The sequence below is a fragment of the Antribacter sp. NEAU-D49 genome (assembly GCF_057158775.1).
Genome location: NZ_JBXTSN010000038.1, coordinates 1 through 14,077, shown reverse-complemented (window position 1 = coordinate 14,077; position 14,077 = coordinate 1). Strand labels below are relative to the sequence as shown.

15 protein-coding genes are annotated in these 14,077 nt (G+C 70.3%); 8 read left to right on the top strand and 7 right to left on the bottom strand.

Translation table 11 applies throughout. The features are described 5' to 3' along the window. Positions 1–88 precede the first annotated feature (88 nt). Positions 89–1,126, bottom strand: a complete 1,038-nt coding sequence (locus AC060K_RS21245; RefSeq protein ID WP_483767272.1) for a Gfo/Idh/MocA family oxidoreductase — start codon at positions 1,124–1,126, stop codon at positions 89–91. Between the two features lie 147 nt (positions 1,127–1,273). On the opposite strand from AC060K_RS21245, the gene AC060K_RS21240 reads away from it, so the two are divergent. Beyond that, positions 1,274–2,068 (top strand): HNH endonuclease family protein, encoded by a 795-nt coding sequence (locus tag AC060K_RS21240; RefSeq protein ID WP_483767271.1) that lies wholly within the window; start codon positions 1,274–1,276, stop codon positions 2,066–2,068. A gap of 21 nt (positions 2,069–2,089) precedes the next feature. Here the strand turns inward: AC060K_RS21240 and AC060K_RS21235 are convergent, their stop codons facing one another. Further along, the gene (locus AC060K_RS21235; RefSeq protein ID WP_483767270.1) at positions 2,090–3,022 is read right to left on the bottom strand and encodes an NAD-dependent epimerase/dehydratase family protein; all 933 of its coding nucleotides are present in this window, start codon (positions 3,020–3,022) and stop codon (positions 2,090–2,092) included. A 118-nt stretch (positions 3,023–3,140) separates the two neighbouring features. On the opposite strand from AC060K_RS21235, the gene AC060K_RS21230 reads away from it, so the two are divergent. From AC060K_RS21230 to glnA, 5 genes are all read left to right on the top strand, one after another. After that, complete coding sequence (locus AC060K_RS21230; protein ID WP_483767269.1) at positions 3,141–3,863, top strand: TetR/AcrR family transcriptional regulator; 723 nt, start codon at positions 3,141–3,143, stop codon at positions 3,861–3,863. Between the two features lie 10 nt (positions 3,864–3,873). Beyond that, positions 3,874–4,590, top strand: coding sequence for a lipoyl(octanoyl) transferase LipB (lipB, locus tag AC060K_RS21225; RefSeq protein ID WP_483767268.1), 717 nt, complete (start codon positions 3,874–3,876; stop codon positions 4,588–4,590). A gap of 5 nt (positions 4,591–4,595) precedes the next feature. Next, a complete protein-coding gene (lipA, locus tag AC060K_RS21220) occupies positions 4,596–5,597 on the top strand; it encodes a lipoyl synthase (protein WP_483767267.1) in 1,002 nt (333 codons plus the stop codon). A gap of 20 nt (positions 5,598–5,617) precedes the next feature. Next, a complete protein-coding gene (locus AC060K_RS21215) occupies positions 5,618–6,361 on the top strand; it encodes a DUF4191 domain-containing protein (RefSeq protein ID WP_483767266.1) in 744 nt (247 codons plus the stop codon). A 322-nt stretch (positions 6,362–6,683) separates the two neighbouring features. Next, on the top strand, positions 6,684–8,108 hold the full coding sequence (gene glnA / locus AC060K_RS21210; protein ID WP_483767265.1) for a type I glutamate--ammonia ligase: 1,425 nt from the start codon (positions 6,684–6,686) through the stop codon (positions 8,106–8,108). 104 nt (positions 8,109–8,212) lie between these two features. Here glnA and AC060K_RS21205 read toward each other — a convergent pair whose 3' ends face one another. Both AC060K_RS21205 and AC060K_RS21200 read right to left on the bottom strand, forming a co-directional pair. Beyond that, positions 8,213–9,199, bottom strand: coding sequence for a Fic family protein (locus AC060K_RS21205; RefSeq protein ID WP_483767264.1), 987 nt, complete (start codon positions 9,197–9,199; stop codon positions 8,213–8,215). A gap of 394 nt (positions 9,200–9,593) precedes the next feature. Then, the gene (locus tag AC060K_RS21200) at positions 9,594–10,679 is read right to left on the bottom strand and encodes a hypothetical protein (protein ID WP_483767263.1); all 1,086 of its coding nucleotides are present in this window, start codon (positions 10,677–10,679) and stop codon (positions 9,594–9,596) included. Positions 10,680–10,936: 257 nt separating this feature from the next. Between AC060K_RS21200 and AC060K_RS21195 the strand changes: the two genes are divergently transcribed. Further along, positions 10,937–12,019, top strand: a complete 1,083-nt coding sequence (locus AC060K_RS21195) for a hypothetical protein (RefSeq protein WP_483767262.1) — start codon at positions 10,937–10,939, stop codon at positions 12,017–12,019. 13 nt (positions 12,020–12,032) lie between these two features. Here AC060K_RS21195 and AC060K_RS21190 read toward each other — a convergent pair whose 3' ends face one another. Further along, positions 12,033–12,920: a phosphotransferase gene (locus AC060K_RS21190; protein WP_483767261.1), complete on the bottom strand. Its 888-nt coding sequence runs from the start codon at positions 12,918–12,920 to the stop codon at positions 12,033–12,035. 89 nt (positions 12,921–13,009) lie between these two features. Here AC060K_RS21190 and AC060K_RS21185 point away from each other — a divergent pair, with 89 nt between their 5' ends. Beyond that, complete coding sequence (locus tag AC060K_RS21185) at positions 13,010–13,309, top strand: hypothetical protein (RefSeq protein ID WP_483767260.1); 300 nt, start codon at positions 13,010–13,012, stop codon at positions 13,307–13,309. Here AC060K_RS21185 and AC060K_RS21180 read toward each other — a convergent pair. Next, positions 13,306–13,761, bottom strand: a complete 456-nt coding sequence (locus AC060K_RS21180; RefSeq protein ID WP_483766798.1) for an IS5 family transposase — start codon at positions 13,759–13,761, stop codon at positions 13,306–13,308. The two genes, AC060K_RS21185 and AC060K_RS21180, sit on opposite strands and share 4 nt — an antisense overlap. A gap of 14 nt (positions 13,762–13,775) precedes the next feature. Beyond that, the coding region (locus AC060K_RS21175) for a transposase (protein WP_483764950.1) at positions 13,776–14,077 on the bottom strand (302 nt) is incomplete at its 5' end.

The window sequence follows — 14,077 nt, the reverse complement described above, 5'->3', positions numbered from 1 at the left end:
CCCGGGGCACGGCCGGGGCCGCGGCCGGGGCCGCGCCCGTGCGGCCGACGCCGCGCCCGTGCGCCCCGGCCCCGGAACAGGCCGGACCTCACACCGGGACGGTCCGGCCCTCCTCGGCGGAGACGCGGGCGGCGTCGAGCACCTCGGCGGTGCGCACGGCGTCGGCGGGCTCGACCGGGATCTGGCCCTCGCCGGTCAGCCACTCCTCGACGGCGCGGTAGAAGTCGGCGTGGGTGCCGGGGGCTGCGGGGACGGGGGTGCGCTCGCGGCCGCGGGTGAGCCAGCCGTGGCTGCCCTCGGGCGCGGTCTCGTCGAGCGTCTCGAACGGGGAGGCGTCCGCCTCGAAGGTGGTGACCAGGTAGGCACCGCCCGAGCCGAGCACGCGGGTGCGGGGGCCGGGGGCGCCCACGAGCGAGCCCGCCCACAGCCGGGAGACCACGCCGTGCGGTGACGCGGCGACGCCGCCGCCGGGCGCGTGGTGCAGCACCAGGAACACGTCGTCCTCCGTGGGCGTGCTCAGAGCCCGCAGCTCGGCCGACACGGACTGCACCCGGCCGAAGAGGCGTGTCGCGGAGTCCACCAGGTGCGGGCCGAGGTCGAGGAGGAGCCCGCCGCCCGACGGGTCGTTCTCCTTCCAGCGCTGCTGGGGCCGGGGCCGCCAGCGCTCCCAGTGCCGCTCGAACGTGTGCACGTCGCCCAGCTCGCCGCGGCGCAGCAGGCTGACGAGGGTCAGCTGCTCGGGGTCCCAGCGGCGGTTCTGGAAGACGGTGAACGGGGTGCCGGTGGACGCCGCCGCGGCGACGACGCGGCGTGCCTCCGCCGCCGTGGTGGCGATCGGCTTGTCGAGGACGAACGGCACGCCGGCGGCCGCGACCTGGGCGGCGTGCTCCGCGTGGGCGCCGCTGGGACTGGCGATCACGACGAGGTCGTACGCGCTCGGGTCGGCAAGGAGGCTCGTGAGGTCGGGATGCAGCCGCGCCCCCGGCCAGTCGCCCGCGGCCTGCACGCGCCGGCCGGGATCGCGCGTCACCACGGCGGTGACGCTCATGCCCGCCTCCCGCGCCAGGCGGGCATGGATCTGCCTGCCCGCTCCCCCATACCCGACGATCGCCATCCGCAGTGTCATCTGCCCATCGTGCCTGAGTCCCGCCCGCTTCACCCGCGAGGCCGCCCGCAATGCCCGTTGCTTGACGCTTCTCCCGGTACTGGCACAATGGGCCACGCATATCGCACATCACTGGGTTTGTCGTGTTAAGACGGGATGAAGATCGTCGTGACCTCCACACGGACCGGCAAGACGGACAGCACGGCGCGCACAGGTCGTGAGCCCGTCCGGCTCCACGCCGACCGGCTCCGCACCACTCCGAAGGTCAGCAGGCGCAAGCTCCTCCAGCTCGTCCTGGTGCTCGTCGCCGCAGCCATCCTCCTCGGCAACATGGTCTTCCAGTCGCGCCAGGACGACGCCCCGGCGTCCGACGCCGCCGCCGGGGGCGCCCTGGCGGCGCTCGCGGAGCTACCGGTCCGCGAGCCCGCTCCGGAGGACGGCTACGACCGCGAGCGCGACTTCGGGAGCGCCTGGCAGGACGTCGACGACAACGGCTGCGACACCCGGAACGACATCCTGCAGCGCGACCTCGAGGACTTCGCGTACTCGTCGGGCTCGTCGTGCGAGGTGGCGTCGGGCACGCTCGACGACCCGTACACCGGCACCACCATCGACTTCCGGCGCGGGAAGGAGTCCGGCGCGGTCCAGATCGACCACATCGTGGCTCTCATGAACGCCTGGACCACCGGGGCCCAGGAGTGGGACCGCGACAAGCGCGTGGAGTTCGCGAACGACCCGCTCAACCTCGTGGCGTCCGACGGCCCCGCCAACATGGGCAAGGGCGCCAAGGACGCGTCCCGGTGGCTGCCCGACAACCAGGCCTACCAGTGCCCCTATGTGGCCCGGCAGATCGCCGTCAAGGTGACGTACGGGCTCTGGGTCACCCAGGCCGAGCACGACGCCATGGAGGACGTGCTCCTCAGCTGCCCGGCGGAGCCACTCCCGTCCCGCACGTCGTCCTGACGCCGTCCGGACGTGACCGGGTCAGAGCCGGTCGCGCCACCACGCGAGGGTAGCCTCCAGGGCGTCGTCGAGCGGCGTGGGCGTGAGGCCGAGGACCGCCTGCGAGCGGGTGGAGTCCAGGACGAACGGTGCGTCGAACTGGTAGCGCACGTGCTGCAGCTCCCGCATCACGGGCGAGGCGACGCCACCGAGGCCGACCAGCCATGCCGGGACCGACCCCACGCGCGCGGTGGGCGCCCCGGCGAGCTCGCACAGCCGCTCGGCCATCGCCCGGTACGTCGCGGCGGAACCCGTCGGCGCGTGCCAGGCCCGGCCCCAGGCGGCGTCTCCCGTGCCGGCCGCGACCAGGGCGGCCGCGACGTCGGGCACGTAGGACCAGGAGTGCGGCTGGTCGGGATCGCCCGCCAGGCGGGCCGTGCGGCCTGCGAGGAGCGGGGGCACGAACCGGTCCCCGAGGTGGGACTGGTCCCGGCAGCCCGGCCCGAAGTAGTCGGAGGCCCTGACCTCGGCGACGCGGACGCGGCCCGCCTCGTGCGCTGCCAGCGCCTCCTCCCACAGGCGGGCCCGCACGGCGGCCTTGGCGCTCGACGGCGCGACCGGGTGGTCCTCGCCCATCGGGCCGGACGGCGGGCCGTACACGTACAGGTTCCCGAGAATCACGTAGCCGGCTCCGGTCGCCTCCGCCGCGCCGAGCAGCCCGGCCGCGACCGGCGGCCAGTCGGTGAGCCAGCGATGGTAGGCCGGGTTCACACAGTTGTAGAGGGCGTCCGCGCCCTGCGCGAGGGCGGCGACCGCCGCGCCGTCGGACGCGTCGGCGCGCTCGCGCCGCACCCTCGGGTCGTCCGGCCCGGAGCCCGACCGGCTGACGAGCACCACCTGGTGCCCCTGCTCCGCGAGCCGCAGCGCGACGTGCGCCCCGACCTGCCCTGCTCCGACGACGACGTGCTTGCCCATAGCCATCCCTCTTCCGCGTGACTGTCGCTCTCTTCCGAGAGCGATGCTCTCGCCCGACGCCCAGGCTCGTCAAGAGCACTGCTCTCGCTTCTGCGCACCGCTCTTGTAGGCTGCCTCCATGAGCTCGAGCAGCACCGCCCGCGCCCGCGCCCGCGCAGAGCTGACGCAGGAGATCGTCGACATCGCCCGCGGGCAGCTCGCGACGTCCGGGGCTGCCGGGCTGTCGCTCCGGGCCGTCGCGCGCGAGATGGGGATGGTGTCGTCGGCCGTCTACCGCTACTTCCCGAGCCGGGACGACCTGCTGACCCGCCTGATCATCGACGGGTACGACGCCGTGGGCGAGGCCGTCGAGCAGGCCGACGCCGCCGTCGACCCGCACGACGTCACCGGCCGCTGGGTAGCGGTGTGCCACGCCGTGCGGACGTGGGCGCTGGCCCACCCCCACGAGTACGCCCTGCTGCACGGCTCGCCCGTGCCCGGGTACAGCGCGCCGCAGGACACCGTCGGTCCGGCGATCCGGGACACCGTGGTGCTCGGGCGCATCGTCGCCGACGCCTGGGCGTCCGGCAGGCTCGTCCTGCCCGACGGCGACCTGCCGGCCGGCTCACCCCTCGCGGACGACCTGGACGTCGTCCGCGAGATGATGCCCGGCGTGCCGGCGGCCGTCGTCGTCCGGGCCGTCGGGCTCTGGGCCACCCTCTACGGCATGGTCAGCTTCGAGGTCTTCGGCACGCTCGACGTGGTCGCCCGGGACCGCGAGGCGCTGTTCGACCACACCGTGCGGAGCCTGGCCGCCTGGCTCGGCCTGCCGGCCGACGCCGACGGTGGCGCGGCGGCGTAGGGTGACTTCCGTGGACATCCAGCACCTCACCGGCCACGTGGACTACCACGAGGGCTGGGACCTCCAGCGGCGAACCCACGAGGCGGTCCGCACGGGCGAGCAGGACGGCACGGTGTTCCTCCTGGAGCACGTGTCCGTCTACACGGCCGGCCGGCGCACGCGCAAGGACGAGTACCCCGTGGACGGCACCGAGGTGGTCGACGTCGACCGCGGCGGCAAGATCACGTGGCACGGGCCGGGGCAGGTGGTCGCGTACCCGATCGTCGCCCTGGCAAGCCCGATCGACGTGGTCGCGTACATCCGCACCCTCGAGGAGGCCGTGATCGACGTCTGCGCGCAGCTCGGGGTCGAGACCCTGCGCGTCGAGGGCCGGTCCGGCGTGTGGGTCGCCGCGGAGGACCCCGCCGTCGTCGGCCCGGGTGCCCGGCGCGAGCGCAAGATCTGCGCGATCGGCGCGCGCGTGGCCAAGGGCGTGACGATGCACGGGCTCGCCCTGAACTGCGACGCGGACCTCACGGCGTTCGACAAGATCGTGCCCTGCGGGATCGACGACGCCGACGTCACGTCGCTCACCGCCGAGCTCGGCCGGGAGGTCACCGTGGACGAGGTGCGGCCGCTGCTGGCGAACGCCCTCGAACGGCACCTTGTTCCCCTGCTGGCGGTGACGAAGCCCACGCCCGAGGCCGTGGGAGCGCCTTCGGCGGCGACGGCTGCTGCCGTAGTCTGAACCGCATGACGCTCGCACCCGAAGGCCGTCGAATGCTGCGTATCGAGGCGCGCAACTCGACTACCCCGATCGAGAAGAAGCCCGAGTGGATCAAGACCCGGGCGACGATGGGCCCGGAGTACCGGGACCTGAAGGGACTCGTCAAGAGCGAGGGCCTGCACACGGTCTGCGAGGAAGCGGGCTGTCCCAACATCTTCGAGTGCTGGGAGGACCGCGAGGCGACCTTCCTCATCGGCGGCGACCAGTGCACGCGCCGCTGCGACTTCTGCCAGATCGACACCGGCAAGCCCGCCGACTTCGACGCGGACGAGCCGCGTCGCGTCGCCGAGTCCGTGAAGACCATGGGCCTGCGGTACTCGACGATCACGGGCGTCGCCCGTGACGACCTGGCCGACGGCGGCGCGTGGCTCTACGCCGAGACCGTCCGCCAGATCCACGCGATGAACCCGGGGACCGGCGTCGAGCTGCTCATCCCCGACTTCAACGCGATCCCCGAGCTGCTGGACGAGGTCAACGAGTCGCGTCCCGAGGTGCTCGCGCACAACGTCGAGACGGTGCCCCGGATCTTCAAGCAGATCCGCCCGGCGTTCCGCTACGACCGGTCGCTCTCCGTCATCACGCGTGCCCGCGAGGCCGGTCTCGTCACCAAGTCGAACCTCATCCTCGGCATGGGCGAGACCACCGAGGAGGTCGTGGTCGCCCTCCAGGACCTGCACGACGCCGGGTGCGACCTCATCACCATCACCCAGTACCTGCGCCCCTCGCTGCGCCACCACCCGGTGGACCGGTGGGTGCGGCCCGAGGAGTTCGTCGAGCTGTCGCAGGCCGCCGAGGAGATGGGCTTCCTCGGGGTCATGGCCGGGCCGCTCGTGCGCTCGTCGTACCGGGCCGGCCGCCTGTGGGGCCAGGCCATGACCCGCCGCGGCCTCGAGATCCCCGAGGCGCTCGCGCACCTCGCCGAGCCCACCACCTCCCGCCAGGAGGCGGCGAGCCTCCTCGCACGCTGACACGACTAGAATTGACGACCATGGCCCGAACCCCGTCCGGAGCAGGCTCGCGCGCGGACGCGCCCGCCGGCACCCAGAAGCAGAAGAAGCCCAAGAAGCAGCGCTGGTACCACCAGGTGTGGGCCGTCTACAAGATGACCCGCAAGCAGGACCCGAACGTCACCTGGCTGATGCTGGCGGTGTTCGTGGGCATCATCGCCGTCGCGCTGCTCATCGGGCTCCTGGCTTCCCAGCCGGTCTACGCGCTCGTCGTGGGCCTCCCCTTCGCGCTGCTCGGGGCCATGTTCGTGCTCTCCCGCAAGGCGGAGCGCGCGGCGTACACGCAGATCGAGGGCCAGCCGGGTGCATCCCGGGCCGCCCTCGGGACGGTCCGCGGCGGCTGGTCCTTCGAGGAGGAGCCCGTCGCGGTGGACCCGCGCAGCAAGGACCTCGTGTTCCGGGGCGTCGGCCGCGCCGGCGTCGTGCTCGTGTCCGAGGGCCCGGCCCACCGGGTCGGCAAGCTCCTCGAGGGCGAGCGCCGCCGCGTGTCCCGCATCCTGCCCAACGTCCCCGTCACGGTCATCCAGTGCGGCAACGACGAGGGCCAGGTGCCGCTGACGAAGGTTGCCGGCACGGTGCGCAAGCTCAAGTCCACCCTGACCAAGATGGAGGCCGCCGAGGTCTCCAAGCGCCTCAAGGCGATCGGCGGCGCCAAGCTTCCGATCCCCAAGGGCATCGACCCGATGCGGGCCCGTCCGGACCGCAAGGGCATGCGCGGCCGCTGACCCCGTCGGTATCGAGGGCGTCCTCCTCCGGAGGGCGCCCTCGCTCTTTGTCTGTGATTTACCCCGCACTTTGCTCGCCGGACGGCGCCGTCGTTCACCCCTCGTTCACCCGTCCGGCAGGCGGACGCCGCCAGGCCGCACGTCGTCCCATCTGGCACGCTGGGCTCGGCTGGCACGAGTCGTACCGCGTCATCTCCCATCGGTTACACGGGCGAGAGACGTGCGTAACCCGACAGAAACATTCGGTAACGCCAGAGAAATCACGGGCCCCTAGGTTCGGTACGACCCGAACCCGGGCATCGAGCGAGCAAGGAGCGCATTGATGTTCAAGAACGCCGAGGAGGCGATCGCCTTCACCCGCGACGAGGGGGTGGAGTTCGTCGATGTCCGGTTCATTGACCTGCCGGGCATCATGCAGCACTTCAACATCCCGACCGAGCAGTTCTCTGCGTCGTCCTTCACGGACGGCCTGATGTTCGACGGCTCGTCGATCCGCGGTTTCCAGGCGATCCACGAGTCCGACATGAAGCTCGTGCCGGACGTCACCACGGCCTTCGTGGACCCGTTCCGCAAGCGCAAGACGCTCGTCATGAACTTCTCGATCGTGGACCCGTTCACGGACGAGCCGTACTCCCGCGACCCGCGCAACATCGCCGCCAAGGCTGAGGCCTACCTCGCCTCCACCGGCATCGCGGACACCGCGTTCTTCGCCCCCGAGGCCGAGTTCTACATCTTCGACGACGTGCGCTACTCGACGTCGCCGAGCGAGAGCTTCTACAGCATCGACTCCGTCGAGGCCGTGTGGAACACCGGGCGCGAGGAGGAGGGTGGCAACCTCGGGTACAAGACCCGTTACAAGGGCGGCTACTTCCCCGTCTCCCCGTCCGACCGGTTCGCCGACCTGCGTGACGACATGGTCGCCTCGCTGACCCAGGTGGGCCTGGACGTCGAGCGCGCGCACCACGAGGTGGGCACCGCCGGCCAGCAGGAGATCAACTACCGCTTCAGCACGCTGCTCGCGGCGGCCGACGACCTGATGAAGTTCAAGTACGTCATCAAGAACGTCGCGTTCGAGGCCGGCAAGTCGGTCACGTTCATGCCGAAGCCGATCTTCGGCGACAACGGCTCGGGCATGCACTCGCACCAGTCGCTCTGGGCGAACGGCGAGCCGCTGTTCTACGACGAGAAGGGCTACGGCGGCCTGTCCGACATGGCCCGCTGGTACATCGGTGGTCTGCTCAAGCACGCCCCGTCGCTGCTGGCCTTCACCAACCCGTCGGTGAACTCGTACCACCGCCTGGTCCCCGGCTTCGAGGCCCCGGTCAACCTGGTCTACTCGGCCCGTAACCGCTCCGCCTGCATCCGTATCCCGGTCACGGGTACGTCGCCCAAGGCGAAGCGCATCGAGTTCCGCGTGCCCGACCCGTCGTCGAACCCGTACCTCGCATTCTCCGCGATGCTGATGGCCGGCCTGGACGGCATCAAGAACCGCATCGAGCCGCCCGCGCCGGTCGACAAGGACCTCTACGAGCTGCCCCCCGAGGAGCACGCGAACATCGCGCAGGTCCCCGGTTCGCTCGGCGAGGTGCTCGACCGCCTCGAGGCCGACCACGAGTACCTCACGCAGGGTGACGTGTTCACCGAGGACCTCATCGAGACGTGGATCGACTACAAGCGTGCCAACGAGATCGACCCGATCCGTCTGCGCCCGCACCCGCACGAGTTCGAGCTGTACTACGACATCTGAGTCGTAGCGCTCGCCCTCGCGGCTTGGAAGGCCCCGGAATCCTCTGGATTCCGGGGCTTTCCCTGTTCGATGTCCTGGCCATCGACCGTCGGCCCTGTCTTTGGCTAGCGTCTGGTACGGGACCGCTTGGTGCGCTCATAGTCCTGGACAGCCTTTCGGCTCGATCGCCAGATACCGTCGGGCCCTTGGATGGCGTCGAGTCGGCCGCGCTGCGCGGCCTGGCGCAGCGCGGCCAGGCTGAAGTCCTTGTCGACCAGCGACGCGAGCGGCACCAGCCGGGCCGGGCCCGCCACCGCCGGGACGATGAACCGGTTGAGGTTGTCGTACATCGCGCGAGCAAGGAGTTCGCCCAGCGGCCCGTGGTCGCCCGTGTCCGACCTCTGCATCGCCGAGAGGTAGGCGGAGCGTTCGCGCTTGAGCACGATGACGGGCGGGTAGCCAAGTCGGACCAGGATGAGGTTGAGCAGGAGGCGACCCGTGCGTCCGTTGCCGTCGATGAACGGGTGGACCCGCTCGAACTGGTTATGGATCTCGGCGAGGCGCTCGGGCCACGGGACCTGGCTGGTCCGGTCTCGCAGTTCGTCCCCCGCGGTGTTCACGGAATCGACCCAGTCCTGGACCATGGCCGGAACCAGTGGCCAGTCCGGGGGCTGCATGCCAGCGCCGAACGGGTGAATGTTGTGCTCCCGAAACTGCCCCGGCGACTCGCGGGAGGTCGCATCCGGATGCGGTGCCACCTCCCATACGGGGCTCATCGCCCGCTGGTGCACCTGGCGCACCTCGAAGAGGCTGATCAGGTTGCCGTCGTGCCAGTCGCCGGGCTCCAGCGCATGTCCGTAGACCCATTGCGCGGCGCTGCCGTACCCCTGGACCTCCATGTACTCCTTGAGCGGCTTGGCTCCGACAGCGCGGCCGTCGTCCAGCAGCGCCGTAACCTCCCGCAGGACGAGGGTGTTGCCCTCGAGCGCGGTCGAGTGGTGAGCCTCGAGGTGCCAGATGTCGCTCCAGACAAACTCCGACTCCTTCGGCGAGGGAAGCCCCCCGAGGCGTTCATTGAGTTCACCGATCGCACCTTCAAGCCGCGCATACACCGTTGCCCGTGAGGGTCTTCCGCGTGCCATCGAACTCCTGACTGATACACCAGATCGCTACCGAATGGATCTTATCAATGAGAACTCTGGTTGATACATCAGGAGCCGACCGAATCGAACTTATCAACTGCGCGGCGCCGGGGCGGGCGTCGTCGAGGGCAGCGTGGAGGAGCGCCCAGCCGGTCTGCACGGGTGCGCGCCGCGACCATGAGGCTGTTCCCCCTTTGGGGCTCAGACGGGGAACAACCTCATGGTCGCGGCCGGCGGCGGCGACGCCTTCGTCACGGACGTCCACGAGCTCACGGCACGATCGCTGCTCGACGCAGGGTGGTCCCTTTCCGCAGAGGACGCGAAGGAGTCGCCATGAGCTCCGCGCCAGCCCGCGGGAGCCACATCACCGTCGCCGCAGCTTCTCGCGGGCCGCGTTGCGCACCTTCCTCGCCGTGCCATGCTCCGCGAGGTCGTTCAGCACGAGCTCGGACGACGCCCGCTCCACCAGCCGGCGTTGGCACCACAGCGTCAGGTCAGGCAGGTCTTCCACGATCCGCCGAGGGTTCTCCAGAACCTCGCGGATGAGGCTCCACTCCCGCAGGCGTCGCTCCGCATAGTCTCGACCGTCGCTCGGCTTCAGCAGGTCGACCCAGGTACGACCTTCCGTGGTGTCGACGTACTTCAGCACCTCGATGACGACGTACGGCGACAGTCCCTCGCCCTCTGTCGTCACGTCCTTGAGCAGTGCCCGAAGCTCCTCGCGCGGCAGCGCCTCCCAGTATACGTGCCATCGACTGTGCTCACTTTCCGGATCGACCTCGGCCCCCACGGCCTGAGCGAGCTGGCGCACAAGGGTCGCGCCGCGTTCTGTCAGCCCCGGCAGGTCGGACCGTCTGGTCGTGAGGCGGAGCTGGTGACCGCTGTACCCGAGCGTTCGCGCCCTCATGCGGGCTCCGACCTGCGGGTAGTCCTCGCGTCCGTCGATCCGCCCGTCGCTGATCGCGGGCAAATTCACGTGCCCGAACTGGCCATAGTTCGCGACCCAGACGCCGAGACCGAAGCTGTGGTGGCACACCACCGTGACGTCCACGACCTCCCCCGCCGGGATCTCGGCCTTGGGCGGGAGCAGGTGCTCCTGGTCATGCAGGTCAACACATGGGCCGCTCGGCTCCAGTTCCGACGGCTGCTCCGAGAACCGCCCCCGCGCATTCATCACGTGCAGCGTTGGGGCGGCCAGCTCGCCGATCCGCGACGGCCACCCAGACGCAACGAGGGCGTCATCCTTCAGCCCGGCGACTTCGCCCTGGGAGATCATCACCTCGGTCTGGACCTCGGAGAGGAGGCCGACCTCGGCCGGCACAAAGACGCTCCATGGCAGCCAAGCCCACGGCTCGCCGTCGTCCCCCCAGCCGAGAACGGCAGCCCGCCATGCGCCGCCGTCACGGCTGGCTCCTACCTCACCAGAGGCGAGCAGCGCCAACGTGTCCATGAACCGGTTCCGCTGCCTCTGCTCGGCGACGCGCCCGTCCGGCGGAGTCGACTCGACGCCTCCCTGCCCTGTCGCCCCTCCATCAGCTAGCACTGACGTAGTGTCGCACCAGCCCGGTTCTCGGCCCGGAATGCCATGGTCCGCTCCTCGGACTTCAGCCCGCTATCGAGTCTGGAGGACCACGCGTGAAGCAGACGGCCGCCGCTGTCCCGCCCCGAGCGATAGCCGCGGGCGACATCGTGACCAAGTACTCGGACGTGCTCGGCGAGTGGACCGTCGCACAGGTCACTCACCTCGATCCGGGCGAGAAGAGCGCCGCGGTGCTGATGCTGGACTGGTCCGGCTCCGAGCCGACGTCGGTGAGTGACGTGGACGGGGCGCCCCCGCTCGCCGACACCAGTCCGTCAGGGAGCAGCTACCACCACGTCTGGAACGACTGGGTGCTTCCCAGGAGCTGCCGTGTCATCGGGTCGCTCCCCCGTCTTGTCGACGAACCGGCAACGGCCTATGGCAGCGGGTGGCGGCTGGGCGACGACCTGTTCTTCGAGCGTCGTCGTGCAGCCGGCGGGCGGTCCGAACCCTGGTCCGACCCCACGGAACTCTCACTGAGAGCGGGCGACCTCGGCTCGGCGCCTCAACCCACGATCACAAAGATTGAGCTCACTGAGATCCGGGAGCTCGACTGCGGGACGTTCACCCGGCAGTTCCCGAACCTGACCGAGCTCGGACTGTTCGGGACCTTCGGCACACTCACGAATGCCGAGCAGCTCAACCGGCTCTCAGGGCTTCGGAGAGTGCTGATCCGCGACCTGTTCGGCATGTCGCGTCAGGACATCCTCCGACCCGGTGACCTGCCGGAACTCGAGTGGCTCACCCTCTACGGGACGCCTGCCGAGTACGCCTCCGCCACCCGCGACGCATGGCGACCGGAGGTCCCCTCAGGTGTCCTCCTGGAGGTCCTCGCCCCACGCAAACCGGACTGGATCGAGCAGAACCGTGAGAACCCGCTACGTGACTGGCACGGCCGGGCCGGTATCAGCGCTGCACGGTACAAGCGCGCTACCGCTCAGCTCGACGCCACCCGCGGGTCCATCCGTGGGGCACTCACCAGTCAGACAGGTGACGTCCTGAGCGAACGTCTCACGGAGATCGGCCGCGAGTTCGCGATCGCGTTCAACCGGATGGACGCACGGTCACCGTTCATCAAGACGGTCGAGCGGGAGGAGCTCTACGCGGCGCTCGAGGCCATCATGTCGTCGGAGAGCGCCCGACGGGGACGGGATCTCGCCGTGGAGCGCCTCGCCCTTCTCGACGGGGTGGACGCAGTACGGGAGTGGTAGGGCCAAGGACCGGTCAGGCGTCCCGCGCCGTGAGATGTCCCGCCAGGATCCGCCCGAGGAACCACTGAGCTTCCTTCAGGTAGTCGAGCGAGTGGTTCACGTGCGCGGCGTCGGGGCGGGCGGCGTCGAGGGCAGCGTGGAGGAGCGCCCAGCCGACCTCGCGCACCAGGTTCATGTACTTGAAGTCGCGCAGCGCCGCCGCGTGCTCGTCGTCGAACTCCCCGAAGTACGCCTCGATGAGCAGGCGGTCCTCCTCCGGGGTGTAGCCCTCGTGGAACGACGGCGTCGCCAGGTCGAAGTACACGTTCCCGACGCCGGAGAGCTCCCAGTCGAGGAGTGTCAGGCGCCCGTCGTCGGCCATGACGTTGAAGCGGTAGAAGTCGTTGTGGCAGTACGCCTCGCCGTCGCCGCGGGCCTCAGCGCGCGCCTCGATCGCGTCGACCTCACGGAGCACGCCGTCGAGCCCGTCGGGCATCGCGAAGCCCAGACCGCGCGCGCCGTCCAGGTAGGTGCGCACGAGCCAGAACGGGTTGCACCGCCGGTCCACGCCGTCGATGGCGTGCGCCTCTTTCAGGACGCGGGCCATCTCACGGATGTAGTGCGGCTCGTGGCACTGCTCGGGGCTGAGCAGGTCCCCGGGGACGAGCGCCGTCAGCAGATAGTCGTCCGCCGCTGCGAGGACCTGCGGGGCAACGCCCCGCTCCGCGGCAGCCTGGATCGCCGCTGCCTCCTCCGTCCGGCTCAGGCCCAGCGTGTCGTTCTGATGCCCGTTGAGACGCAGGACGGCGTCGGCCCCACCTCCGGTCACGCGGTAGGTCTCGTTGGAGAAGCCGCCGTTCAGCGGCTCGGCGACGGCGGTGGGCATGCCGGCCTCGGCAAGGATCTCGGCGACGTCTCTCATCAGGGCACTCCTGGTCCACGCGGTGGGGGCGTCCGAGTATCCCGAGAATGCGTGCTCCGCGCCACACTCGAACCCAGTAGCCTCCCCCCATGCGTCGGCGGAAGACCCCTCAGGAGAAGAAGCAGCTCAGCCTTGCCAAGGACCGCAGGAACGCCTACGGCGAGAACGACAAGTCGTCCCGCAAGAACATCGCCCGCAACAAGGCGATCGTCAATCGCGCCAACCGGCACGCCGACCGGCAAGCGCTGGCAATTGGACCAGGGCCGGCGGACGCCGAGGCCGCCGAAGACGTCGAACAGGCCGTCGTCGGGCGACGTCGCAAAGTGTGGCGCAAGTGGCCCGACGTCGCGCTCGGCGTACTTCTCGAGCGGAGGCGACGCTCCACCTAGGGCCTGTCCTGTGAATCGCGGAGCCAGAGGATGATGGCTGCGATCGTGAGTTCGGACCGGTAGTAGGCGGCTCGTTTGGTGTATCGGGTGGCCAGGGCGCGGAACTGCTTGAGGCGGTTGAAGCACCGCTCGACGACGTTGCGGCCCTTGTAGGTCTGCGGGTCGAACGCGGGCGGTCGCCCGCCGGCTCTGCCGCGGCGGAGCCGGTGGGCGGCGTGGTCCTTCTTCTCGGGGCTGGTGAACGCGATCCCGCGCCGGCGCAGCGCGCGGCGGGTCGCGGGGCTGGAGTACGCCTTGTCGGCCAGGACCCGGTCGGGCCTCTTGCGGGGCCGTCCGGGTCCGTCGCGTTTCACGCTGACCTGGTCCAGCAGGGGCAACAGCTGCGGGTTGTCCCCAGCCTGCCCCGGCGTCAGGATCACGCTCATCGGCAGGCCGCGGGCGTCGGTCGCCAGGTGGATCTTGGACGTCAGTCCGCCCCTCGACCGGCCGAGCGCCTCATCAGCGACCGCGAGGTCTTCGACCCAGCCGGCCTTGCAGCCCCCTTTTTCCGGGCACCGGCAGCGTGCTGGTGGGCCCGGACGTTGGTCGAGTCGATCGAGAAGGTCCACTCGACCTTCCCGACCGCGTCGTCCTTGACCTGCACGTGGTCCAGGATCCGTTCCCAGGTCCCGTCCGCGGTCCACCGACGCAGCCGCTCGTGCAGCGTCTTCCACGGCCCGTACTTCGCAGGCACGTCCCGCCACGGCGTCCCGGCCCGCAGCCGCCACA

Excerpts from the sequence above, each read along its gene's own strand:
- AC060K_RS21235 (WP_483767270.1), bottom strand. The coding sequence starts at position 3,022 with ATGGGCAAGCACGTCGTCGTCGGAGCAGGGCAGGTCGGGGCGCACGTC.
- AC060K_RS21185 (WP_483767260.1), top strand. The coding sequence starts at position 13,010 with ATGCGTCGGCGGAAGACCCCTCAGGAGAAGAAGCAGCTCAGCCTTGCC.
- AC060K_RS21215 (WP_483767266.1), top strand. The coding sequence starts at position 5,618 with ATGGCCCGAACCCCGTCCGGAGCAGGCTCGCGCGCGGACGCGCCCGCC.
- AC060K_RS21200 (WP_483767263.1), bottom strand. The coding sequence starts at position 10,679 with ATGGACACGTTGGCGCTGCTCGCCTCTGGTGAGGTAGGAGCCAGCCGT.
- AC060K_RS21245 (WP_483767272.1), bottom strand. The coding sequence starts at position 1,126 with ATGACACTGCGGATGGCGATCGTCGGGTATGGGGGAGCGGGCAGGCAG.
- lipA (WP_483767267.1), top strand. The coding sequence starts at position 4,596 with ATGACGCTCGCACCCGAAGGCCGTCGAATGCTGCGTATCGAGGCGCGC.
- AC060K_RS21230 (WP_483767269.1), top strand. The coding sequence starts at position 3,141 with ATGAGCTCGAGCAGCACCGCCCGCGCCCGCGCCCGCGCAGAGCTGACG.
- glnA (WP_483767265.1), top strand. The coding sequence starts at position 6,684 with ATGTTCAAGAACGCCGAGGAGGCGATCGCCTTCACCCGCGACGAGGGG.
- AC060K_RS21190 (WP_483767261.1), bottom strand. The coding sequence starts at position 12,920 with ATGAGAGACGTCGCCGAGATCCTTGCCGAGGCCGGCATGCCCACCGCC.